Annotated in this window: 15 protein-coding genes; all 15 read left to right on the forward strand. The window is 70.7% G+C overall.

Annotated features, from left to right (window positions below; translation table 11 throughout):
* Positions 1-120 precede the first annotated feature (120 nt).
* The 15 genes from J8N05_RS12675 to J8N05_RS12745 all read left to right on the forward strand — a co-directional run bounded on the left by J8N05_RS12675 (position 121) and on the right by J8N05_RS12745 (position 24172).
* Positions 121-2751 carry a valine--tRNA ligase gene (locus J8N05_RS12675; RefSeq protein ID WP_210882642.1) on the forward strand — a complete coding sequence of 877 codons (2631 nt, stop codon included), beginning with the start codon at positions 121-123 and terminating at the stop codon, positions 2749-2751.
* A gap of 217 nt (positions 2752-2968) precedes the next feature.
* Complete coding sequence (gene folC / locus J8N05_RS12680) at positions 2969-4474, forward strand: bifunctional tetrahydrofolate synthase/dihydrofolate synthase (protein WP_210882643.1); 1506 nt, start codon at positions 2969-2971, stop codon at positions 4472-4474.
* A 3-nt stretch (positions 4475-4477) separates the two neighbouring features.
* On the forward strand, positions 4478-4822 hold the full coding sequence (locus J8N05_RS12685; RefSeq protein WP_107016275.1) for a DUF4233 domain-containing protein: 345 nt from the start codon (positions 4478-4480) through the stop codon (positions 4820-4822).
* 494 nt (positions 4823-5316) lie between these two features.
* Positions 5317-5730, forward strand: a complete 414-nt coding sequence (gene ndk / locus J8N05_RS12690) for a nucleoside-diphosphate kinase (protein ID WP_210882644.1) — start codon at positions 5317-5319, stop codon at positions 5728-5730.
* A gap of 370 nt (positions 5731-6100) precedes the next feature.
* Positions 6101-7120: a rod shape-determining protein gene (locus tag J8N05_RS12695; protein WP_107016277.1), complete on the forward strand. Its 1020-nt coding sequence runs from the start codon at positions 6101-6103 to the stop codon at positions 7118-7120.
* Positions 7121-7352: 232 nt separating this feature from the next.
* Positions 7353-8297 (forward strand): rod shape-determining protein MreC, encoded by a 945-nt coding sequence (gene mreC / locus J8N05_RS12700; RefSeq protein WP_210882646.1) that lies wholly within the window; start codon positions 7353-7355, stop codon positions 8295-8297.
* 14 nt (positions 8298-8311) lie between these two features.
* Positions 8312-8983, forward strand: a complete 672-nt coding sequence (gene mreD / locus J8N05_RS12705) for a rod shape-determining protein MreD (RefSeq protein ID WP_210882648.1) — start codon at positions 8312-8314, stop codon at positions 8981-8983.
* Positions 8980-11238 carry a penicillin-binding protein 2 gene (mrdA, locus tag J8N05_RS12710; protein ID WP_210882650.1) on the forward strand — a complete coding sequence of 753 codons (2259 nt, stop codon included), beginning with the start codon at positions 8980-8982 and terminating at the stop codon, positions 11236-11238. Before mreD ends, mrdA begins: the two co-directional genes overlap by 4 nt.
* Positions 11235-12434: a rod shape-determining protein RodA gene (gene rodA, locus J8N05_RS12715; RefSeq protein WP_210882652.1), complete on the forward strand. Its 1200-nt coding sequence runs from the start codon at positions 11235-11237 to the stop codon at positions 12432-12434. Before mrdA ends, rodA begins: the two co-directional genes overlap by 4 nt.
* Before the next feature lie 177 nt (positions 12435-12611).
* Positions 12612-14126, forward strand: a complete 1515-nt coding sequence (locus J8N05_RS12720; RefSeq protein ID WP_210882654.1) for a CYTH and CHAD domain-containing protein — start codon at positions 12612-12614, stop codon at positions 14124-14126.
* 180 nt (positions 14127-14306) lie between these two features.
* Complete coding sequence (locus tag J8N05_RS12725) at positions 14307-16274, forward strand: TIGR03960 family B12-binding radical SAM protein (RefSeq protein WP_210882656.1); 1968 nt, start codon at positions 14307-14309, stop codon at positions 16272-16274.
* Between the two features lie 222 nt (positions 16275-16496).
* Entirely contained in the window at positions 16497-17168 is a 672-nt protein-coding gene (locus J8N05_RS12730) for a S1 RNA-binding domain-containing protein (protein WP_308286973.1), read from the forward strand.
* A gap of 137 nt (positions 17169-17305) precedes the next feature.
* On the forward strand, positions 17306-18583 hold the full coding sequence (locus J8N05_RS12735; RefSeq protein WP_247706252.1) for a hypothetical protein: 1278 nt from the start codon (positions 17306-17308) through the stop codon (positions 18581-18583).
* Positions 18584-18718: 135 nt separating this feature from the next.
* Complete coding sequence (locus J8N05_RS12740) at positions 18719-19513, forward strand: TIGR03936 family radical SAM-associated protein (RefSeq protein ID WP_210882660.1); 795 nt, start codon at positions 18719-18721, stop codon at positions 19511-19513.
* A 249-nt stretch (positions 19514-19762) separates the two neighbouring features.
* Positions 19763-24172 carry an Rne/Rng family ribonuclease gene (locus J8N05_RS12745; RefSeq protein WP_210882662.1) on the forward strand — a complete coding sequence of 1470 codons (4410 nt, stop codon included), beginning with the start codon at positions 19763-19765 and terminating at the stop codon, positions 24170-24172.
* Positions 24173-24405: the final 233 nt, after the last annotated feature.

Here is a 24405-nt window from a genome sequence, read left to right on the forward strand (position 1 = left end):
AGATACTTATGTGGTGCGAACATCCTCACCCAAGGCGGAGGGCGCCGGAGCGGCGGGGGCCGCACCGTTACCAAGTAATCGAGTTTCGGAGCGGGCCTGTGACACCTCTAAACTGAGTGCGTGACCGACAACGCTCAGCAGCAGCCACCAGCCGACGCCCCCGAACTGCCGACCCAGTACGCGCCGGCCGAGGTAGAGGGGAAGCTGTACGAGCGCTGGGTCGAGCGGGGTTACTTCGCCGCCGACGCGAACAGCGACAAGCCGCCGTACACCATCGTCATTCCGCCGCCGAACGTCACCGGGTCCCTGCACCTGGGACATGCCTTCCAGCACACGCTCATGGACGCCCTGACCCGCCGCAAGCGCATGCAGGGGTACGAGGCGCTGTGGCTGCCCGGCATGGACCACGCCGGCATCGCCACCCAGAACAAGGTCGAGCAGCAGCTCGCCGAGGAGGGCAAGTCGCGGCAGGACCTCGGGCGCGAGGAGTTCGTCGAGCGCGTCTGGCAGTGGAAGGAGGAGTACGGCGGCAAGATCCTCGGCCAGATGCGCCGGCTCGGGGACGGCGTCGACTGGGACCGCGAGCGGTTCACCATGGACGAGGGCCTGTCCAAGGCCGTCCAGACCATCTTCAAGAAGCTGTACGACGACGAGCTGATCTACCGCGCCGAGCGGATCATCAACTGGTGTCCCCGCTGCCTGACGGCCATCTCCGACATCGAGGTGGAGTACCAGGAGGACGACGGCGAGCTCGTCTCCATCACGTACGGCGAGGGCGACGAGACCCTCGTCGTCGCCACCACGCGCGCCGAGACCATGCTCGGTGACACCGCCGTCGCCGTTCACCCCGACGACGAGCGCTACCGCCACCTCGTCGGCAAGCGCATCAAGCTCCCGCTGACCGACCGCACCATCCCGGTCGTCGCGGACAGCCATGTCGACCCCGAGTTCGGCACGGGTGCCGTCAAGGTCACCCCCGCCCACGACCCGAACGACTTCGCCATCGGCCGCCGCCACGGCCTGGAGTCGATCACGGTCATGGACGAGCGGGCGGTCATCACCGTCCACGGCCCCTTCCAGGGCCTCGACCGCTACGAGGCGCGCTCCGCCATCGTCGGCGCGCTGCGCTCGCAGGGCCGGATCGTCGCCGAGAAGCGCCCGTACGTCCACAGCGTCGGGCACTGCTCGCGCTGCCGGACCACCATCGAGCCGCGGCAGTCCCTGCAGTGGTGGGTCAAGGTCGGCCCGCTCGCGCAGGCCGCCGGTGACGCGGTCCGCGACGGCCGGGTGAAGATCCACCCCGAGGACATGTCGAAGCGGTACTTCGACTGGGTCGACAACCTCAACGACTGGAACATCTCGCGTCAGCTGTGGTGGGGCCACCGCATCCCCATCTGGTACGGCCCGAACGGCGAGACGGTCTGCGTCGGCCCCGACGAGCAGCCGCCCGGCACGGAGGCCGAGGGCTGGAAGCAGGACACCGACGTCCTCGACACCTGGTTCTCGTCCGGCCTGTGGCCGTTCTCCACGCTCGGCTGGCCCGAACAGACCCCGGACCTCAAGAAGTTCTACCCGACCGACGTCCTGCTCACGGGCCACGACATCATCTTCTTCTGGGTCGCCCGGATGATGATGTTCGGTCTGTACGCGATGGACGGCGAGGTCCCCTTCAAGACCATCGCGCTGACCGGTCTGGTCCGCGACGAGCGCGGCAAGAAGATGTCGAAGTCGTTCGGCAACGTCGTCGACCCGCTCGACTGGATGGACAAGTACGGCTCGGACGCCGTCCGCTTCACGCTGGCCAAGGGCGCCAACCCCGGCACCGACGTGCCGATCGGCGAGGACTGGGTCCAGGCGGCCCGTAACTTCGCCAACAAGATCTGGAACGCGACGCGGTTCGCGCTGATGAACGGCGCGACGGTCGAGGGGCCGCTGCCGGACGCGTCCGCGATGTCGGCGACGGACCGGTGGATCCTGTCCCGCCTCAACGAGACCGTCGCCGAAGTCGACGCGTACTACGAGGACTTCCAGTTCGCGAAGCTCTCCGACGCGCTGTACCACTTCGCGTGGGACGAGGTCTTCGACTGGTACGTCGAGTTGTCGAAGACGACGTTCATGGCGGGCGGGCCCGCGGCCGACGTCAGCAAGCGGGTCCTCGGCGAGGTCCTGGACGTCACGCTGCGGCTGCTGCACCCGGTCGTGCCGTTCGTCACGGAGACGCTGTGGACGACCCTCACGGGCGGCGAGTCGGTCGTGGTCGCCGACTGGCCCGCGGACAGCGGTTTCCGGGACGCGGGCGCCGAGCGGGAGATCGAGGCGCTCCAGCAGGTCATCACCGAGGTCCGCCGCTTCCGTGCGGACCAGGGGCTGCAGCCGGGGCAGCGGGTGCCGGCGCGGCTGAGCCTCGACGGGACCGCGTTCGCTCCGCACGAGGCGGCCATCCGGCAGCTCCTGCGGCTTCAGCCGGAGGGGGACGACTTCTCCGCGACCGCGACGCTGCCGGTCGCCGGGGCGTCCGTCGCGCTCGACCTGTCCGGGACGATCGACGTGGGGGCCGAGCGGAAGCGGCTCGCGAAGGATCTGGCCGCCGCGGAGAAGGAGAAGGTCGCGGCCAACGCCAAGCTGGGCAACGAGGCGTTTCTCGCCAAGGCGCCGGATCAGGTGGTGGACAAGATCCGGGGGCGGCTTGCGAAGGCCGACGAGGACATCTTGCGGCTGTCGGCTCAGTTGGATGCGTTGCCGCAGGCGTAGGTGGTTTTGAGGGCCCCGGGACCTGTGTGGTTCCGGGGCCCTCGTGCGTTCGTCTTCGGCTGCGGGCCGGTGGGGGCCGTTCGCGCGGTTCCCCGCGCCCCTGAAGAGGGCTGCGCCCTCCCAGGGGTGTGTTTGTCGGGTGCGGGCCGGTGGGGGCTGGTCGCGCAGTTCCCCGCGCCCCTGAGAGCCGGGGCCGCGGGCTCCGTAGACTGGGGGTGTGAGTGAGCTTTCGCAGGACAGCAGTGGGGACGATCCGTTCGATGCGATCGTCGAGGCCGAGACGGAGCGCGATCCCGATCTCGCCGTGATCGAGGCCGGCAGCCGCACTCTGCGTACGCAGGGCCCGGCGCCGCAGTCCGACATTCCCGCGCGCCCGGACGACCCGGAGACCGACAAGGCGCTGCGCGAGGTGGAGACCGAGCTGGCCACGCGGTGGGGCGAGACCAAGCTGGAGCCGTCCGTGGCCCGGATCTCCGCGCTCATGGACGTACTGGGGGAGCCGCAGCGCGCGTACCCCTCGATCCACATCACCGGGACCAACGGCAAGACGTCCACCGCCCGCATGATCGAGGCCCTGCTCGGCGCCTTCGAACTGCGCACCGGCCGGTACACCTCGCCCCACGTCCAGTCGATCACCGAGCGGATCAGCCTGGACGGGGCGGCGATCCCGGCCGAGCGGTTCGTGGAGACGTACCAGGACATCAAGCCGTACGTCGAGATGGTCGACGCGGCCCAGGAGTACCGGCTCTCATTCTTCGAGGTGCTCACGGGCATGGCGTACGCGGCCTTCGCGGACGCGCCCGTCGACGTGGCCGTCGTGGAGGTCGGGATGGGCGGCAGCTGGGACGCCACCAACGTGATCGACGGGGACGTCGCCGTGGTGACCCCCATCGACCTGGACCACACGGACCGGCTCGGGAACACCCCGGGGGAGATCGCCACGGAGAAGGCCGGGATCGTCAAGCAGGACGCGACGGTCATCCTGGCCCAGCAGCCCGTCGACGCCGCGCAGGTGCTGCTCAAGAAGGCCGTCGAGGTCGATGCCACCGTGGCCCGTGAGGGGCTTGAGTTCGGCGTGGTCAGCCGGCAGATCGCGGTCGGCGGGCAGCTGCTGACGCTGCGCGGTCTCGGCGGGGAGTACGAAGAGGTGTACATCCCGTTGCACGGGGCGTACCAGGCGCACAACGCGGCCGTGGCGCTGGCCGCCGTGGAGGCGTTCTTCGGCGTCGGCTCCCAGCGGCCCGAGGCGCTCGACATCGACACGGTCCGCAAGGCCTTCGCGTCGGTCACCTCGCCGGGACGGCTTGAGGTCGTACGCAAGTCGCCGACGGTCGTACTGGACGCCGCGCACAACCCGGCGGGCGCCCGCGCCACCGCCGAGGCGGTCCAGGAGGTCTTCGACTTCAGCCGGCTGATCGGTGTCGTCGGGGCGAGCGGCGACAAGAACGTACGGGGGCTGCTCGAAGCCTTCGAGCCGATCTTCACGGAGGTCGTCGTGACGCAGAACTCCAGCCATCGCGCGATGGACGCGGACGAGCTGGCGGGTATCGCCGTCGAGGTGTTCGGGGACGACCGCGTGCAGGTCGAGCCCCGGCTGGACGACGCGCTGGAGGCCGCGATCACGCTGGCCGAGGAAGAGGCCGAGTACGCGGGCGGCGGCGTCCTCGTGACCGGTTCCGTCATCACGGTCGGCGAGGCCCGGCTGCTGCTGGGAAGGGGCTGAGCCGTGCGGACGCTCTGTGCTTCGACGCTGATCGGTGAGTTCTTCGTGATCGGGTTCGCCGGGCTCGTGGCGATGAAGGATCCCGATCTGTCCATGGCCACGGTCTGGACGGTGTGCGGGGTCGCGATGGTGCTGTGCCTGTTGCTGTGCGGGGTGATCACGCGGCCGGGGGGTGTGCAGCTGGGCTGGGGTCTGCAGGTGCTGCTGATCGCCAGTGGGTTCGTGGTGCCGGTGATGTTCTTCCTTGGGGCGGTGTTCGCGGCGCTGTGGTGGGCGTCCGTGCACTATGGGCGGAAGGTGGAGGAGGCGAAGGCGCGGTTCGCTGCGCAGGCGGGGGTTGGTGGGTAGTTCGGGGTTCCGTTCTTACCTCGGGGTTCCCCCGGGCCCCCTTGGTCCTCAGGCGCCGGACGGGCTTCATCGCTTCGGGTGCGGGTGCGGGTGCGGGTGCGGGTCCGGTGGGGGCTGGTCGCGCAGTTCCCCGCGCCCCTGGAGGGCGGGGCTCTGCCCCTGCCTTCCAGCGCGTGGGCTGGGGGTTTTGGCTGCGGGTCCGGTGGGGGTCGGTCGCGCCGTTCCCCGCGCCCCTGAAGGGCCCCTCCGGGGCCGCAGTTGCGTCTGCCGAGGGCTGTGCGTCGGCGGGTGCGGGCCGTCGTGGGTTGCTCGCGCAGTTCCCCGCGCCCCTGAAAGGCGGGGCTGCGCCCCTGCCTTTCGGCTCCTTTCAGCGTGTCCGGCGTTTGAGGACGAGCGCGTCAGCGCGAACGCAACGGGGGCGGGGGCGGAGCCCCCAGGGGCATGCCCTGTAGCCTCGTCATCCGCATGTTTTTGACCCTGAAGGAGCCACCACCGTGAGCCAGCGCACCCTCGTCCTTCTCAAGCCCGACGCGGTCCGTCGTGGCCTGACCGGCGAGATCATCAGCCGTATCGAGCGCAAGGCCGGCTGGCAGATCACCGCGCTGGAGCTGCGCACCCTGGACCAGGACACGCTGGAGCAGCACTACGGCGAGCACCAGGGCAAGCCCTTCTACGAGCCGCTGGTCACCTTCATGGCGTCCGGCCCGGTCGTGGCGCTGGTCGTCGAGGGCGAGCGCGTCATCGAGGGCGTACGGGCGCTCGCGGGTCCGACCGACCCGATCGCCGCCGCGCCCGGCTCCATCCGCGGTGACTTCGGTGTGATCGTCCGCGAGAACCTGATCCACGCCTCCGACTCCGAGGAGTCCTCCGAGCGTGAGCTGAAGATCTTCTTCCCCGGTCTGGCGTAACCGTCCGACCGGCCGGGGCCGCCTCGCCCGGAGGCGGCCCGGGCCGCGGTGAAAATCTTGTGAAGCGAAAATCCCCTGAAGCTTTGTCAGGCAGGTAGCTTCTGACCTGCGGCCCGCACACAATGGGACGCACAATGAGGGCCGTCTGCGGGCATATGCGTGCCGATCGGGGGAACGCGTTCCCCCGATGGCCCGTCTCCACAAGCGAGGCGGCGCGTCATCTGCTGACAATGGCGAAGACCCTCGCGCAGTGTTCGTGCAGGCGAGACTACGATGGAAGCCTTCACGTCACAGCGCTCACCCTCGCCATCCTGAAAAGCCATCAAAAGCTCCACTTGGGAAGGCCAGACGAATCCTGATGGGGAACTCAATGTCGTTCATCGGCCGTGACATGGCTGTCGACCTCGGGACCGCCAACACGCTGGTGTACGTCAGGGGTCGCGGGATCGTACTCAACGAGCCGTCCGTCGTCGCGATCAACACCAACACCGGTGGCATCCTCGCGGTCGGCGCGGAAGCGAAGAAGATGATCGGGCGGACGCCGGGCAACATCGTTGCCGTGCGCCCGCTGAAGGACGGTGTCATCGCCGACTTCGAGATCACCGAGCGCATGCTCCGCTACTTCATCCTGAAGATCCACAAGCGGCGCTACCTCGCCCGTCCTCGCGTCGTCGTCTGCGTGCCCTCGGGCATCACGGGCGTCGAGCGCCGTGCCGTCATCGAGGCGTCGTCCCAGGCCGGCGCCCGCCAGGTGCACATCATCGAGGAGCCCATGGCCGCGGCCATCGGCTCCGGCCTGCCGGTCCACGAGGCCACGGGCAACATGGTGGTGGACATCGGCGGCGGCACCACCGAGGTCGCGGTCATCTCGCTCGGCGGAATCGTCACGGCACAGTCCATCCGGGTCGCCGGCGACGAGCTGGACAACGCGATCATCCAGCACATCAAGAAGGAGTACTCGCTCCTCCTCGGTGAGCGGACGGCCGAACAGATCAAGATCACGATCGGTTCCGCGTACGACCTCGACAATGACGAACACACCGAAATCCGCGGCCGGGACCTGGTCTCCGGCCTTCCGAAGACCGTCGTGATCTCGGCGGCCGAAGTCCGCAAGGCGATTGAGGAGCCCGTCAACTCGATCGTCGACGCGGTCAAGACCACCCTCGACAAGTGCCCGCCGGAGCTGTCCGGCGACGTCATGGACCGCGGGATCGTGCTCACCGGCGGCGGCGCCCTGCTGCGCGGCCTCGACGAGCGGCTGCGGCGCGAGACGGGCATGCCGATCCACATCGCCGAGGACCCGCTGGACAGCGTGGCGCTCGGCGCGGGCAAGTGCGTGGAGGAGTTCGAGGCGCTCCAGCAGGTGCTGGACGCCCAGCCGCGCAGATGACGTAACTCTTCGATTCCGCCGTACGAGATGATCCCTTCTCGTACGGCGGATCGTTGATATTGAGGCATAAGCTCCCCCATAACACCGCGGGTCCCGCCCGATCGGGCGCCGGTCGGGTGCTCGACCGGATGCTCCGGGGTTCCTTCGGGGTTCCCAGAGTTCGCCAGGACCCTCGGGAACCTGTTGGGTGAGCCATACATGAATTCCGACGAGGAAGGCACGGCCGTCGCACGTGAGGGACACACGAGAGAGCCGGCTGCTCCTGGTGCTGCTGATCGCCATCGCGTTCGCGTTGATCACGGTGGACATCCGCGGGGGTGAGGACTCCCCGGTCGACGGTGCCCGCCGTGGCGCCGCCACCGTCTTCGGCCCGATCGAGGACGGGGTGTCGACCGCCGTCGACCCCGTGGGCAACGCGATCCAGGCCGTGAAGGACTCCGGTGACCGCCACGACCGCGTCACGCAACTGGAGCGCGACAACGCCGAGTTGAAGGCGAAACTGGGCAGCGACGACCGCAACCGCAGCCGCAGCGCGCAGCTCGACAAGATGCTCAAGACGGCGGGCGCCGGGCAGTACGGCATCAAGGGCGCCGAGGTCATCGCCATAGGAGCGGCCCAGGGCTTCTCCTGGACCGTCACCATCGACGTCGGCGCGAACGACGGCATCAAGCGCGACATGACCGTCCTGAACGGCGACGGACTGGTCGGACGCGTCACCACGGTCGGCCCCGGCACCGCCACGGTGCTGCTCGCCAACGACCCCGACTTCACGGTCGGCACGCGCATGGAGTCCACCGACGAACTCGGCTTCGCGTCCGGCCAGGGCGACCGCCCGCTGCGCGTGGAGCTCCTCAACGGCAAGGCCAAGATCAAGAAGGGCGACCGGCTGGTCACCTTCGGCTCCCAGGCCGACAAGCCGTTCGTCCCCGGCGTACCCGTCGGCCTGGTCTCCCGCGTCGACCCCTCCGGCGGCGACCTGACCCGCACGATCTACGTCACGCCGTTCGTGTCCTTCTCCAAGCTCGACATCGTCGGTGTCGTCGTCCAGGCCCCGCGCAAGGACCCGCGCGACGAGGTGCTGCCCGCCAAACCCAAGCCAACGCCCACGCCGACCGTGACCGTGACGGTCACGCCCTCTGCGAACGCGCCCGCCGACGGCCTGCAGCAAGAGCAGTAGGAGCTGACTTCCCCATGCGCTTCAACCGAATGCTGCTCTCCGCCACGCTGGTGATCGTCGCCCTGGTGATCCAGGTCAGCGTCCTGGCCCGGCTGCACCTGCCCGGCGCCGTACCGGACCTCCTGCTCCTCACCGTCCTCGGCCTCGCCCTCGTCTACGGCCACGTCGGCGGCGCCCTCGTCGGCTTCGGCGCGGGCCTGCTCGCCGACCTGGCCCCGCCCGCCGACCACGCCGCCGGCCGCTACGCCCTCGTGCTGTGCGTCATCGGCTACCTCGCCGGACTCGCCAAGCCCGACAACGGCCAGCTCAAGTCCGCCACCGGCCCCATGGCCGTCGTGGTGGCCGCCTCGATCGGCTCCACGCTCCTGTACGCGGGAGTGGGCGCCCTCGTCGGCGACACCGCCGCCCGCCACGTGGGCCTCGGCGGTCTGCTCTTCACGGCCGCCCTGTACGACCTGCTGCTCGCGCCGTTCGTGGTCCCCGGCATCATGGCCCTGGCCCGCCGCGCCGAGAACGATCCGCTCGCCGACACCGGCGGCTCCGGCAAGTCGACCGACGTCGCCGCGGGCTGGATCAGCTCCGGCACCGGCCTGCGCATCGGCAGTCAGCGCGGCGGACTGAGAGTGAAGGCCGCCAAGGCACGGATGGCCAGGGCGGGACGCATCAAGGGGGTCAAGCGACTGTGACCAACATTCCCGAGACCGGCCGGACCCCCCGGGTCCAGATCCGGCTCATCGTCATCCAGATCCTCGTGCTGTCCCTCCTCGGCACCCTCGGCGGACGCCTCTGGTACCTCCAGATCCGCAACGGCGACGAGTACGCCAAGGAGGCGTCCGGCAACCACGTCCAGCAGGTCGTCAGCCCCGCCGTGCGCGGCTCGATCCTGGACGCCCGCGGAGTGCCGATCGCCGACAACGAGACCCGGCTCGTGGTCTCCGCGTCCCGGACCGACCTGCTGAAGATGAAGGACGACGGGGACGCCGTCCTCGCCAAGCTCGCCGACGTCCTCGGCCTGAAGGCCGCGGACGTCCGGGACAAGGTCCGGCTGTGCGACGCGAAGACGCCCCAGCCGTGCTGGAACGGCTCGCCCTACCAGCCGATCCCCATCACCGACGAGGCCACGCCCAAGCAGGCCCTGCAGATCCGCGAGCGCGCCGAGGACTTCCCCGGCATCACCGCGGAGCCGCAGGCCGTGCGCCGCTACGCCGCCCCCGGCAAGGCCAACACCGCCCAGGTCCTCGGCTATCTCTCGCCCGTCACCGACGAGGAGATCACCAAGGCCGAGGACACCGACTCGCCGTATCTGCGCTCCGACCAGGTCGGCCGCTCCGGCCTGGAGCGCCAGTACGACAAGCAGCTGCGCGGCAAGGCCGGCGTCACCCGCTACGAGGTCGACAACCTCGGCCGGGTCATCGGCCAGGCCGAGAGCGACGAGGCCCAGCCCGGCGCGAACGTCGTCACCAGCATCGACTCCCGCGTCCAGCGCGTCGCCGAGTACGAGCTGAACGAGGCGATGAAGGTCGCCCGTACCGAGTTCGACAAGAACACCGGTGAGAACTACAAGGCCGACTCCGGCGCGGTCGTCGTCATGGAGGCCAAGACCGGCCGGGTCGTGTCCATGGCGTCCAACCCGTCCTACGACCCGAACGCCTGGGTCGGCGGGATCTCCGGCAAGGACTACACGGCGCTCACCGGCAAGGACTCCAACTACCCGCTCCTGAACCGCGCGATCCAGGGCCAGTCGGCGCCCGGCTCGATCTTCAAGGTCGTCCCGACCGCCGCCGCCATAAACGCCGGCTACTCCTTCAACGGCCCCTACCAGTGCGCCGCCTCGTACTCCATCGGCGGTCAGGTCTTCAAGAACTTCGAGTCCAAGGGGTACGGCCCGATCAGCCTCGGCCGCGCCCTGGAGGTCTCCTGCGACACCGTCTTCTACAGCCTCTCCCACCAGGAGTGGAAGAAGGACGGCGGCATCAAGCCGAAGAAGAACGCCAAGGACTGGTTCTACAAGACGGCCCACCAGTTCGGCCTCGGCAAGGAGACCGGCATCGACCTGCCGAACGAGGTCACCGGCCGAGTCCCCGACCGCAAGTGGAAGTCGGACTACTGGAAGGCCAACAAGGACGCCTGGTGCAAGTACGGCAAGAAGGGCGGCTCGTACGCGCAGCAGATCGCGTACGAGAACTGCCTCGAAGGCAACCGGATGCGCGCCGGTGACTCCGTCAACTACTCGATCGGCCAGGGCGACACCCTCGTCACGCCGATACAGATGGCGACGATCTACGGGGCCATCTCCAACGGCGGCACGCTGTACGACCCGACCGTCGGCAAGGCGATCGTCAGCCCTGACGGCAAGAGCGTCCAGGAGATCGAGCCGAAGTCGCACGGCAAGCTGCCGATGACGAAGAAGACGCGCGACGAGATAGACGGTGCCCTCGCGGGAGTCGCGACCCGCGGTACGGCCGCCTGGCGGTTCGGCGGCTGGCCGCAGGACGAGATCCCGATGCACGCCAAGACGGGTACGGCCGAGGTCTACGGCAAGCAGACGACCTCGTGGTTCGCCACGTACACCAAGGACTACACGGTCATCATGACCATCTCCCAGGGTGGTACGGGTTCCGGCGCCTCGGGCCCCGCCGTGCGCAAGATCTACAACGCGCTGTACGGGGTCTCCGAGGACGGCAAGATCGACAAGAAGAAGGCGCTGCTCTACACGCCGCAGAAGAACCTGCCGAAGGTCGAGAAGGACGGATCGATCGACTCCCCGAAGGCCGAGGTGTACCCGCCCAAGGCGGAGGAGCAGGCCACCGAGGAGGGGCAGCAGCAGGTGGCGGGCGACAACCCGGCCGCCACCGTGCCCAACCAGAACACCGGCACCAACCGGGACACCCGCAGGCGCTCCGCGCGTCGCTCGAAGAAGAGGCGGAGGCCGCTCGTATGACCGGCGGGAACGGCTTCTCCGTCTCCGGATACGGTCCGGAGCGGGCCAGTTGGACCCGGGTGTTCGCCCGTGACTCGCTGGCCCGCAGGCTCGACTGGCCGATACTGTTCGCGGCCATCGCGCTCTCCCTCATCGGCGCGGCCCTCGTCTACTCGGCGACCCGCAACCGCACCGAGCTGAACCAGGGCGACCCGTACTACTTCCTGTTCCGGCATCTGCTCAACACGGGCATCGGCTTCGGCCTGATGATCGGCACGGTCTGGCTCGGCCACCGCACCCTGCGCACGGCCGTACCGATCCTGTACGGGATCTCCGTGTTCCTGGTCCTGCTGGTGCTGACCCCGCTCGGCGCGACCATCAACGGCGCCCACGCGTGGATCGTCATCGGCGGCGGCTTCTCGCTCCAGCCCTCCGAGTTCGTGAAGATCACGATCATCCTGGGCATGGCGATGCTGCTCGCGGCCCGCGTCGACGCGGGCGACAAACCGCATCCCGACCACCGCACGGTCGTCCAGGCGCTCGGCCTGGCCGTCGTACCGATACTGATCGTCCTGCTCATGCCCGACCTCGGGTCGGTCATGGTCATGGTCATCATCGTGCTCGGTGTGCTGCTCGCCTCCGGCGCCTCCAACCGCTGGATCTTCGGTCTGATCGGGGCCGGCGCGCTCGGGGCCATCGCGGTCTGGCAGCTCAAGATCCTCGACGACTACCAGATCGCCCGCTTCGCCGCGTTCGCCAACCCCGCGCTGGACCCGGCGGGTGTCGGCTACAACACCAACCAGGCGCGCATCGCGATCGGCTCCGGCGGGCTGTTCGGCACCGGCCTCGGCAAGGGCTCGCAGACCACCGGGCAGTTCGTGCCCGAGCAGCAGACCGACTTCGTCTTCACGGTCGCGGGGGAGGAGCTGGGCTTCGTCGGCGCCGGGCTCATCCTGGTCCTGCTGGGCGTCGTCCTGTGGCGCGCCTGCCGGATCGCCCGCGAGACGACGGAGCTGTACGGGACGATCGTGGCCGCGGGGATCATCGCGTGGTTCGCGTTCCAGGCGTTCGAGAACGTCGGGATGACGCTCGGGATCATGCCGGTGGCGGGGCTGCCGTTGCCCTTCGTGTCGTACGGAGGGTCGTCGATGTTCGCGGTGTGGGTGGCGGTGGGGTTGTTGCAGTCGATCCGGGTGCAGCGGCCCATGTCGGCGTAGTCGTTCCACTGGGTTTGGCGTTGCCCCGAGGGGGCGGTGGATTTTCGGGTGCCGGTTCGTCGTGGCCGGCCGCGCAGTTCCCCGCGCCCCTTGCGGGGCACCTGCCCCTTACGGGGGCGGCCCTTGCGGGGCACCTGCCCCTTACGGGGAATGGGGTGCTGCAACTAAATTCAGGTCATGGCGGACACCAAGCGTGAGATCGAGCGTAAGTACGAAGCCGATGAGAATGCCGGACTGTCGGGACTGCCGGATCTGACGCGGGTGCCGGGCGTCTCGGCCGTCATCGACAAGGGCGTCGCCGAACTCGACGCCACCTACTACGACACGGCCGACCAGCGCCTCGCCGCCGCGTCCCTCACCCTGCGCCGCCGCACCGGCGGTGACGACGCGGGCTGGCATCTGAAACTCCCCGTCTCCGAGGGCGTACGGGACGAGATCCGCGCTCCGCTGTCCGACACCCTGCCCCGCGCCCTCGCCGGACTCGTCCGCTCCCGGGTGCGCGACGCCGAACTGGTCCCCGTCGTCCGGCTGCTGTCCGCCCGGGACGTCCGCCACCTCGTCGACGAGTCCGGGGGCCTGCTCGCCGAGGTCAGCGTCGACCGCGTACGGGCCGAGCGGCTCAGCGGCGGCGACGGCACCACCCGATGGACCGAGATCGAGGTCGAGCTGGCGGACGACGGCGACCCCGCCTTCCTGGACAAGGTCGAGAAGAAGCTGCGTAAGGCCGGCGTCACCCGCTCCAAGTCAGCGTCCAAGCTGGTCAGGGCGCTGGGTGAGACGGGCCGCAAGGCGCGCAGGGAACCCGTCGTGGCGGCGGCACCCGTCACCGCCGGCGACCACGTCCTCGCCTACGTCCGCGCCCAGCGCGACGCCATCGTCGAACTGGACCCCGCCGTCCGCCGGGACGTCTTCGACGCCGTGCACAGCATGCGGGTCGCCACCCGCAGGCTCCGCAGCACGTTCCGCTCGTACGGCAACGTCCTGGACCGGGGCGTCACCGACCCGATCCGCGACGAACTGAAGTGGCTCGCGGGGGAGCTGGGCGTCGACCGCGACCAGGAGGTCCTCACCGAGCGGCTGACGGCGGCCCTCGGTGAACTGCCGCGCGCCCTGCTCGCCGGGCCCGTCCGCGGCCGGCTGCGCACCTGGGCGCACGCCCGCCGCTCCGGCTCCCGGCGCCGACTGATCGCGGTCCTCGACGGCGGCCGCTATCTGAACCTCCTCGTCTCCCTCGACGCGCTGCTCGCCACCCCGCCGCTGCGTGGGGCCGCCGCGGACACCACAGGGAAGGCGGTCACGAAGGCCGTGCGCAAGGACTTCGACAAGCTGTCCGGCCTGGTCGGGCAGGCCGTCGACCTGCCGCCGGGGGAGGGCCGCGACCTCGCGATCCACGAGGCCCGCAAGAAGACCAAGCGCACGCGTTACGCGGCCGAGCTCGCCGCCCCCGTCCTCGGGAAACCCGCGAAGAGCCTGGTGGGCGACATGAAGTCCCTCCAGGGCCTGCTCGGCGAGCACCAGGACAGCGTGATGGCGAGGCTCGCCCTGCGGGACCTGGCGACCCAGGCCCACGGGGCAGCCGAGAACGCCTTCACGTACGGGGTCCTGTACGGCCACGAGGAGCGCGTCGCGGAGTCGGTGGAGGCCGCTCTGCCGGAGGCATGGAGCACGATCAGGAACGGGACGAGCATCTAGGGGCCGAGGCGGCGCCCCGAAGGGGCGCGGGGAACTGCGCGACCAGCCACGACGAGCCCGCAGACGGTCGACGTCCCGCCGCGGCCCGTCCGGTGGAGCGCTCGGACGGCCGGACAGGGCGGGCCCGCAAGCACGTTACGCTTGAAAGTCATCCCCCTGTCGCTCACAAAGGTTCGCGAGATGTCTGCCGAAACCGCTGTGTCGGTCTTTCCACAGCTCGAAGCTCTGCTCCCGCATGTGCAGAAGCCGATCCAGTACGTCGGTGGAGAGCTCAACTCCACGGTCAAGCCCTGGGAGGACTGCGACGTCCGCTGGGCGCTGATGTACCCGGACGCGTACGAGGTCGGACTGCCCAACCAGGGCGTCATGATCCTCTACGAGGTCCTGAACGAGCGCGAGGGCGTCCTCGCCGAGCGCACCTACAGCGTCTGGCCGGACCTTGAGGAGCTGATGCGCGAGCACGGCGTCCCGCAGTTCACGGTGGACGCCCACCGCCCGGTGAAGGCCTTCGACGTGTTCGGGCTGAGCTTCTCCACGGAGCTGGGCTACACGAACATGCTGACCGCGCTCGACCTCGCGGGCATCCCGCTGGAGTCGAAGGACCGCGGTCTCGACGACCCGATCGTGCTGGCCGGTGGCCACGCGGCGTTCAACCCCGAGCCGATCGCCGACTTCATCGACGCGGCGATCATCGGCGACGGCGAGCAGGCCGTGCTCGACATGACCGAGATCATCCGCGTCTGGAAGGCGGAGGGACGGCCCGGCGGGCGCGAGGAGGTCCTGTTCCGCCTCGCGAGGACCGGCGGCGTGTACATCCCGGCGTTCTACGACGTCGAGTACCTCCCCGACGGCCGTATCGGCCGCATGGTCCCCAACAAGTCGGGCGTCCCGTGGCGCGTGTCCAAGCACACGGTCATGGACCTGGACGAGTGGCCGTACCCGAAGCAGCCCCTCGTGCCGCTCGCCGAGACCGTCCACGAGCGCATGTCGGTGGAGATCTTCCGCGGCTGCACCCGCGGCTGCCGCTTCTGCCAGGCGGGCATGATCACCCGCCCGGTCCGTGAGCGCTCCATCACGGGCATCGGCGAGATGGTCGACAAGGGCCTCAAGGCGACGGGCTTCGAGGAGGTGGGCCTGCTCTCGCTGTCCTCGGCGGACCACTCGGAGATCGGCGACATCGCGAAGGGTCTGGCGGACCGGTACGAGGAGGACAAGGTCGGGCTCTCCCTGCCCTCGACCCGCGTCGACGCGTTCAATGTCGACCTGGCCAACGAGCTGACCCGCAACGGCCGCCGCTCCGGTCTGACCTTCGCCCCCGAGGGCGGCTCCGAGCGCATGCGCAAGGTCATCAACAAGATGGTCTCGGAGGAGGACCTGATCCGGACCGTCTCGACGGCGTACGGCAACGGCTGGCGCCAGGTGAAGCTGTACTTCATGTGCGGCCTGCCCACCGAGACCGACGAGGACGTCCTGCAGATCGCGGACATGGCGATGAACGTGATCGCCGAGGGCCGCAAGGTCTCCGGCCAGAACGACATCCGCTGCACGGTGTCCATCGGAGGTTTCGTCCCCAAGCCCCACACGCCGTTCCAGTGGGCCCCGCAGCTGTCGGCCGAGGAGACGGACACACGTCTCGGCAAGCTCCGCGACCGGATCCGCGGCGACAAGAAGTACGGCCGCTCCATCGGCTTCCGCTACCACGACGGCAAGCCCGGCATCGTCGAGGGCCTGCTCTCCCGCGGCGACCGCCGCATCGGCTCCGTCATCCGCGCCGTCTACGAGGACGGCGGCCGCTTCGACGGCTGGCGCGAGTACTTCTCGTACGACCGCTGGATGCGGTGCGCCGACAAGACGCTCCCCGCCTTCGGTGTGGACGTCGACTGGTACACCACCCGCGAGCGCACCTACGAGGAGGTCCTGCCCTGGGACCACCTCGACTCGGGCCTCGACAAGGAATGGCTCTGGCAGGACTGGCAGGACGCGCTCGACGAGACCGAGGTCGACGACTGCCGCTGGACGCCCTGCTTCGACTGCGGCGTGTGCCCGCAACTGGACCTCGACATCCAGGTCGGCCCGACCGGCAAGAAGCTGCTGCCACTGACGGTCAAGAACGCCGCGCCTGCCGCGGCCGGGGGGCACAGCCACTGACGTACGTCCTGCAGGTTCGACGGCTGCTTATTCCGAGGTGGAGTGGGTCCGGCGCGAGGTCCTCATGAGAGTCTGGCCGGCATGGGGGACATGCCGGTCGACGCTGTCCGGAGGTTTCTGGCGACGGTTCGTGTCGGTGATCTCCGCAGTGGCACGGTCGCGGGGGCTGCTCGATCCGGGACGTCGGTGATCCTGGACGGCTTTCCTGGGGACCCCTTGGGAGTGGTCGGGCCGCTGGACGGTCCCTGGGCCCGGCGTTCGGCCGAGGGCGTGGAGGTCGGGCAGCGGATCACCGCTGAGGTGATCGCGGTTGATCTCGATGAGGGCAAGGTCCGGTTGTCGACGGCGGCCACCGGGGAACGGGAACTCTGGAAGTTCCTCAAGGACCTTCGACTCGGCGAGATCCTGACCGGTACGGTCGCGGCGATCGAGAGCTTCGGCGTGTTCGTCGCCCTCGACGACGGCCCTCCGCACCCGGTCTTCCCCGGGGTCGGCTTCATCACGTTTCCCGAGCTGTCCTGGCGCCGCTTCGAGGAAGCCTCGGAGATCGTCGAGGTCGGACAGCATGTGTCGTGCGAGTTCCTGCAGTTCGACACGTGGAACGGAGAGGCGCGGCTGTCCCTGCGGGCGCTGCAGCCGGATCCCTTCGCCACGTTCGCCAATGGCACCGAGGTGGGCGCGACCCTGCGTGGCCGGGTGACCAAGCTGGTCCCGTTCGGAGCCTTCGTCCAGGTCGCCGACGGGATCGAGGGGCTGGTTCATCTGAGCGAGCTCGCGTCGGCACCGGTGGAGACTCCGGACGAGGTCGTACAGGTCAGCGACCGGGTCTCGGTCATGGTCATGGAAATCGACGTGGAGCGACGAAGGCTGCTCCTGTCGCGACGACAGGCTTGAGACTGTTCTGGTGCGGGCTGCGGGCTGCGGGCTGCGGGTTCCACGATGGGACGGACGGTTCGGGGCGGGCGCGGAGGAAAGTGTCGTTCCCGGACCGTTCGTGCATCCATACGGGCGGTCGACGCGTCCGTGTGGGTATGGACCTGGAGAAGTCACCGCAGCCCGCGCCGCCCGTGATGCCCGCGCGGCAGCGGGACGCCGCTCCTGAGGGGTGTCTCGCCGTCGCCGTCCGCATCCCGGTGCGGATCGTGGTGTTCGTGCTGATCGTGCCCGTACGGATGGCCTGGGACGCGCTCGTCGTGTGCGGCCGGCTTCTCAGCGACACGCTGCTGCGGCCGCTCGGCCGCGCGCTCATGTGGGTGCTCGCGCCGGTCGGCCGGGGCCTCAGGTGGCTGCTCGACGGCTTCGCGACCGTCCTCGCGTGGGTGTTCAGCGGCATCGGGTACGCGCTGAAGTGGCTGTGCCTGCTGGTGTTCGTCTGGCCGTGGGTGGGCCTGTGGCGTTACGTGGCCGTGCCGGTGGGCCGGGCACTGGCCTGGCTCGGGCACGTACTGCTGGTCGTCCCCGCCCGGTGGCTGTACGAGCGGCTGCTGACGCCGCTCGGCCACGGCGTCGTGTGGGCGCTTCGGGGCTTCGGGGCCGGCTGCGCCTGGCTCTGGCGGACGGCGGTGCTCACTCCGGCGGGCTGGCTGTACCGCGCCCTGCTCGCGCCGACCGGGCGGGGTGTCGCGTGGGTCGCCGCGGGGCTGTGGTTCGGGGTGGTGTGGGTCTCGCGGGGGCTGTGGGCGGGAGTTGTATGGGTCTCCCGGGGGGTGTGGGCGGGCATCACATGGGTCGGCGGGGGGCTGTGGGCCGCCGTGACATGGGTCGGCAGGGGACTGTGGGCCGGCATGACATGGGTCGGCCTCGGGCTGTGGGCCGTGGTGGTCTGGCTCGGCAAGGTCGTCGGGACCCTCCTGCGGTGGATCCTCGTCGTACCCGCCGTCGCCCTGTGGCGCTGGGTCCTCGCACCGGTCGGACGAGCCGTCGCCGTCATCGCGCGGGAGATCGGCGAGGCACTGGGACACGCGTGGCGCGTCGCCGGATACGTGTCCCTCGCCGTCGGCCGCTTCCTGGGACGACTCTTCCGGTGGATCTTCGTCGAGCCGGTGCGGTGGGCGTACCGCAGTGTGTTCACTCCGATGGGGCACTTCGTGCGGGACGTCTTCTGGAAGCCCGCGGCGGAGGCAGCGCGGAGCGTGGGGCGCGTCACCCGGCAGGCCCTGGCGAGCGCCCGGGAGACGGCACGGCAGACCAGGGCCGACATCCGGCGCGCGCTGTTCGGCGCACCGCGCGAACCCGAGCCCGTACCCCTGGCCGGACCCCGTGCCGAGCCGGAACCGGTGCGCCTGGTCAAGCCCGGCGGGCCCCTGTAGAGCGCGCCCGGCCCCTCCCGAGGGGAACGCACGGGCGCCGACACACGTACTCTAGGTAGTAGTACGACCGCACTCACGAAGGACTGAACGACACTGGGCAAGCGACAGCCCGAAGGCCCGCCGCCCGCACCCGCGGTGCAGCGCATCCGACTGCGCTACACCAAGCGCGGCCGCCTCCGGTTCACCAGCCACCGTGACTTCCAGCGTGCCTTCGAGCGCGCGTTGCGCCGAGCCGAGGTGCCCATGGCGTACTCGGCGGGGTTCACGCCGCACCCGAAGGTGTCGTACGCCAATGCCGCACCCACCGGCACGGGCAGTGAGGCGGAATATCTGGAGATCGCGCTCACCGACGCGCGCGATCCCGAAAAGCTGCGCGCACTCCTCGACGAGTCGATGCCCGAGGGGCTCGACATCATCGACGCCGTGGAGGCCCGTACGTCGGGTCTCGCCGACCGGCTCACCGCGTCCGTGTGGGAGATGCGCCTCGACGGCGTGTCCCACGAGGACGCGCTGCGCGCGGTCGACGCCTTCACGGCGGCCGAGACCGTCGAGGTGCAGCGCAAGGCGAAGAACGGCATGCGCACCTTCGACGCCCGCGGCCCCGTCGCGAGTCTGGAGGCGCACAGTGCACAGCCGACGGCACACGGTCCACAGGCTGATAGGCCGACCGACCAGGCCTGTGCGATACTGCGGCTGGTTGTTCGGCACGTGACGCCTGCCGTTCGACCTGACGACGTCCTGTCCGGTCTCCGAGCTGTGGCCGACCTGGCGCCGCCGGTCCCCGCAGCGGTGACCAGGCTGGCGCAGGGGCTTTTCGATGAAGAGACCGGCACGGTGACCGACCCGCTCGCGCCCGACCGCGAGGCAGCAGCACCTTCTCCGGGAACGTCCGGGGACAGCGCAGCCGCCGCCGCGAAGGCGCTGGCGTAAGGAAGGTCCCGCGCAGGGACGTACGTCGAAGCGCCGCCCTCGTATCCGGGAGCCACCTGGTTCGGGCAGCGCACCGACCAGAAGACTTTCGCCAGGCCGTACGCACTCATGGCATACGGAACCGGCGAGACAGGACACAGAGAGCTCCCGTGCGGCGCCCGCGCCCCGGACGGCGGCACCGCGCAACGCGCGAGCCGCGGACGTCACCGGATCCGCGGCGCCCGGGAGCCTGACGGGAGATCCACCCGCATGCTTGAGCCGACCGACCCCACCGAGCCTTCCACGGGCTCCGACAACAGCACCCCGAGCGACACGCTGCCGCCACGCCGGCGCCGTCGTGCCGCCTCGCGCCCCGCCGGCCCGCCGTCGGCGAACGCCGAGGGCACGGCCGTGGCGGAGACCACGGCGCCGGCCATACCGGCTGTGACCTCCGCGGACCTCGCGACGGACGAGGCGCAGGAGAGCGAAGAGGCGGCCGTGACCGCCGCTCCCAGGAAGAGGGCCGCGGCGAAGACGCCCGCGGCCACCACGGACGAACCGGCGGAGGCAGCGGCCGACGAGGCCGCGCCCGCCCCCCGCGCGCGCCGTCGTGCCACCCGTCGGGCGTCCGCCCCGGCGGGAGCCCCGCAGGCCGCCGAAACCGCAAGTGCCGAGACCGCCGCGCCGGCCGTCACGGCGGCGCCCGAGGTGCCCGCCGAGGCCGAGACCGAGGCTGACGCCGACGCGGCGCCCGCCCCGCGTGCGCGCCGTCGTGCGACGCGTCGGGCGACCGCGCCCACGGGTGCGCCGCAGGCGGCTGAGGCCGCTGAGACGGTCGTAGCCGCTGAGACGTCCGTGACCGCTGAGACCGTCGAGGCCCCGGCTGCCGCTCCGGTCGCCGAGGAGACTCCGGCCGCGGAAGAGACTTCGGCCGTCGAGGCCGACGCGGCGCCCGCCCCGCGTGCGCGCCGTCGTGCGACGCGTCGGGCGACCGCGCCCACGGGTGCGCCGCAGGCGGCTGAGGCCGCTGAGACGGTCGTAGCCGCTGAGACGTCCGTGGCCGCTGAGACCGTCGAGGCCCCGGCTGCCGCTCCGGTCGCCGAGGAGACTCCGGCCGCGGAAGAGACTTCGGCCGTCGAGGCCGACGCTGCGCCCGCCCCGCGTGCGCGCCGTCGTGCGACCCGCCGCGCCACCGCGCCCGCCGGTGCGCCGCAGGCGGAGGCGGAGAGCGGGACGCCCGAGCAGGCGCCCGTCGAGGCCGCCGCCGAGCCCACTCGTCGTACCGCCCGGCAGAAGCCGGAGCACGCCGAGACCCCCACCGCGACCGAGCCCGCCGAGGCCGTTGCTCGCGACGAGCGCAGGGAGGCCCCCGTGGCCGCTGCCAAGAACGACCGGTCCGCCGAGACCGAGACCTCCGCCGACGCCGACGACGCCACCCCGCGCCGCGCCCGTCGCCGGGCCACCCGCAAGGCCGCCGGAGGCTTCTCCGCGCCCGCGGCCCGCAAGACCGCCGAGGAGGGTTCGGCCCGGCGCCCCGCGCGCCCCGCCGTCGCCGTCTTCCAGGCGCCGGTCTTCACCGAGCCGATGTTCCAGACGCCGGAGCGCGCCGCTGCCGCCGCCGCGGCCGAGGCCGCCGAAGAGGCGGAGGAGGTCGTGGAGCCGGTCCAGCCGCAGGCCGCCGCCCCCGTGGCCGCCGCCGAGGAGGAGACGGGCGGTCCGCGCCGTCGCCGCCGCCGTGGCAAGGCCGAGGAGCCCGCCGCCCCCGCCGAGCGCGCCCCGGTGGAGCGTGCCCCCGAGGCCGAGGAACCGGCCGACGAGGAGCCCGTCGAGGAGGAGTCCGCCGAGGACGCCGTCGACGGTGACGACAGCGAGGAGACCGGTTCGCGCCGCCGTCGCCGCCGCGGTGGCCGTCGCCGCCGCCGGGGCGAGTCGGCCGACGCGGACGACGACTTCGCGGGAGAGCAGAACGAGCGGGGCGAGCGCGGCGAGCAGGCCGCCCGGACCTCCGACGACACCGAGGACACCGCCGCGCAGGCCGAGGAGGACTCCGCCGACGCGGACGACGACCACGACGACGCCGGCGGCTCCAGCAGCAGCCGTCGCAGGCGGCGCCGTCGCCGTCGCGCCGGTGACTCCTCCGGCGAGGCCGAGTCCGGCGACAGCGACCCCGAGCGCACGGTCGTCAAGGTCCGCGAGCCCCGCAAGAAGGACGAGCACCCGAGCGACGAGGTCCAGTCCATCAAGGGCTCGACCCGCCTGGAGGCCAAGAAGCAGCGCCGCCGTGAAGGGCGCGAGCAGGGCCGCCGCCGCGTCCCGATCATCACCGAGGCCGAGTTCCTGGCCCGCCGTGAGGCCGTCGAGCGCGTGATGGTCGTCCGCCAGAGCGGCGAGCGTACGCAGATCGGCGTCCTTGAGGACGACGTGCTCGTGGAGCACTACGTCAACAAGGAGCAGTCGACGTCGTACGTCGGCAACGTCTACCTGGGCAAGGTCCAGAACGTGCTGCCGTCGATGGAGGCCGCCTTCATCGACATCGGCAAGGGCCGCAACGCGGTCCTGTACGCCGGTGAGGTCAACTTCGAGGCGCTGGGCATGGCCAACGGCCCCCGCCGCATCGAGAGCGCCCTGAAGTCCGGCCAGTCGGTCCTCGTGCAGGTCACCAAGGACCCGATCGGCCACAAGGGCGCCCGCCTCACCAGCCAGGTCTCGCTGCCCGGCCGCTACCTGGTCTACGTGCCCGAGGGCTCCATGACCGGCATCAGCCGCAAGCTGCCCGACACCGAGCGCGCCCGGCTGAAGACCATCCTCAAGAAGATCGTCCCCGAGGACGCGGGCGTCATCGTGCGCACCGCCGCCGAGGGCGCGAGCGAGGACGAGCTGCGCCGTGACGTCGAGCGGCTGCAGGCGCAGTGGGAGGACATCGAGAAGAAGGCGAAGAGCGGCAACGCCCCGACCCTGCTGTACGGCGAGCCGGACATGACCGTCCGCGTCGTCCGCGACATCTTCAACGAGGACTTCTCCAAGGTCATCGTCAGCGGCGACGAGGCATGGGACACCATCCACGGTTACGTCGCCCATGTGGCGCCCGACCTGGCGACCCGCCTGTCGCGGTGGACCTCCGAGGTCGACGTCTTCGCGACGTACCGGATCGACGAGCAGCTCGCCAAGGCGCTGGACCGCAAGGTCTGGCTGCCCAGCGGTGGTTCGCTGGTCATCGACAAGACCGAAGCGATGATCGTCATCGACGTCAACACCGGCAAGTTCACCGGTCAGGGCGGCAACCTCGAAGAGACGGTCACCAGGAACAACCTGGAGGCGGCCGAGGAGATCGTGCGCCAGCTGCGGCTGCGCGACCTCGGCGGCATCGTCGTCATCGACTTCATCGACATGGTCCTTGAGTCCAACCGGGACCTGGTGCTCAGGCGCCTCCTGGAGTGCCTGGGCCGCGACCGTACGAAGCACCAGGTGGCCGAGGTCACCTCGCTGGGCCTCGTCCAGATGACCCGCAAGCGGGTCGGCCAGGGCCTGCTGGAGTCGTTCTCGGAGACCTGCGTCCACTGCAACGGCCGCGGCGTGATCGTGCACATGGAGCAGCCGACCTCCGCCGGAGGCGGCGGCAAGCGCAAGAAGCGCGGTCGCGGCGGCGCCGAGCAGACCCACGACCACGAGCACACGTACGAGACGGAGACGGCCGAGGTTGCCGAGCCGGACGAGACGGCCGCCGAGGTCGCCGCGGAGGCCGCCGAGCCCGTCGCGCTTCCCGAGCCCGAGTTCGTACCGGACGAGGACCTGTACAGCAGTGCCGCCGAGGCGGAGGCCGCGGCCACCCGTGGTGGGCGTTCGCGTCGCCGGTCGGGCCGGCGGGCGTCGGCCCCGGTGGGTGCGCCGAGGTCCGAGTCCCGCAGGTCCGAGCGGGCCGAGCGCGCGGAGCGGGCCGAGCAGGCCGAGCGCCGGGACGAGGTTCCGACCGCGCAGTCGGTGACGCCGGAGGAGGAGATCGCGCGTCCGGTCCGGCAGGAGCCGGCCGAGGTCGCGCAGACGGCGCCCGTCGCCGCCGAGGACCCGGTGGTCGAGGCCACGGCCGCCACCGAGGCCCCGGCCGTCGACGACGCGGCCCCCAAGGGCCGTACGCGCCGTCGGGCGACCCGCAAGGTGTCCGCGCCCGCCGGTTCGCCCACGGCGGCCGAGGAGGCCGTGGTGACGGTCACCGAGCCGGTCGCCGCGCCCGCCGAGCCCGTGGAGCAGGCCGCCCCCGCGGAGGAGCAGCCCGTCGCCGAGAGCGCCGCCCCGGCCCGTCCGAGGCGTCGTGCGGTCCGCAAGGCCACCGCGCCGACCTCGTCCGCCGAGACCGCTGTCACGGTCGTTCCGGCGGCGCAGCAGGAAGCCCCGGCGCAGGCCGAGGCGCCGGCCGAGGCTCCCGCGGAGTCGTCCGGCGCGGACGGCGAGGAGACCGGCGCGCCGGCCAAGAAGACGGCCCGCAAGGCGGCCAAGAAGGCGCCCGCGAAGAAGGCCGCCGCCAAGAAGACGACGACGGCGGCCAAGAAGACGGCCGCCAAGAAGACCACGGCCAAGAAGGCGACGAAGACCGCCAAGACGGCCGCGAAGTCGACGTCCAAGAAGACCGCGGCGGCTGAGCAGCAGACGCCGTCCACCGTCACGGCCTCCACCGACGAGGACTGACGGAGCGGGACAACGGCCGGGGCGCGAGCCTCGGTACGGCGCCCCCCGACCGGCGATCACCTCGCCGGCCGGGGGGCGCCGTCGTCACCCGTACGATCCGCTCGGTCACCCGAACTGTCGTTCCGGGGGCCCGGTTTGACGTACCGTGACATGGTTTGGGAAGCATCACGGACATCACATTCACCCCCCGCCCCTTGGCGCGTGATCCCTCACCTGTAAAACTCGGGCGGTCA

The sequence above is a fragment of the Streptomyces liliiviolaceus genome (assembly GCF_018070025.1).
Taxonomy (GTDB): Bacteria; Actinomycetota; Actinomycetes; order Streptomycetales; family Streptomycetaceae; genus Streptomyces; species Streptomyces liliiviolaceus.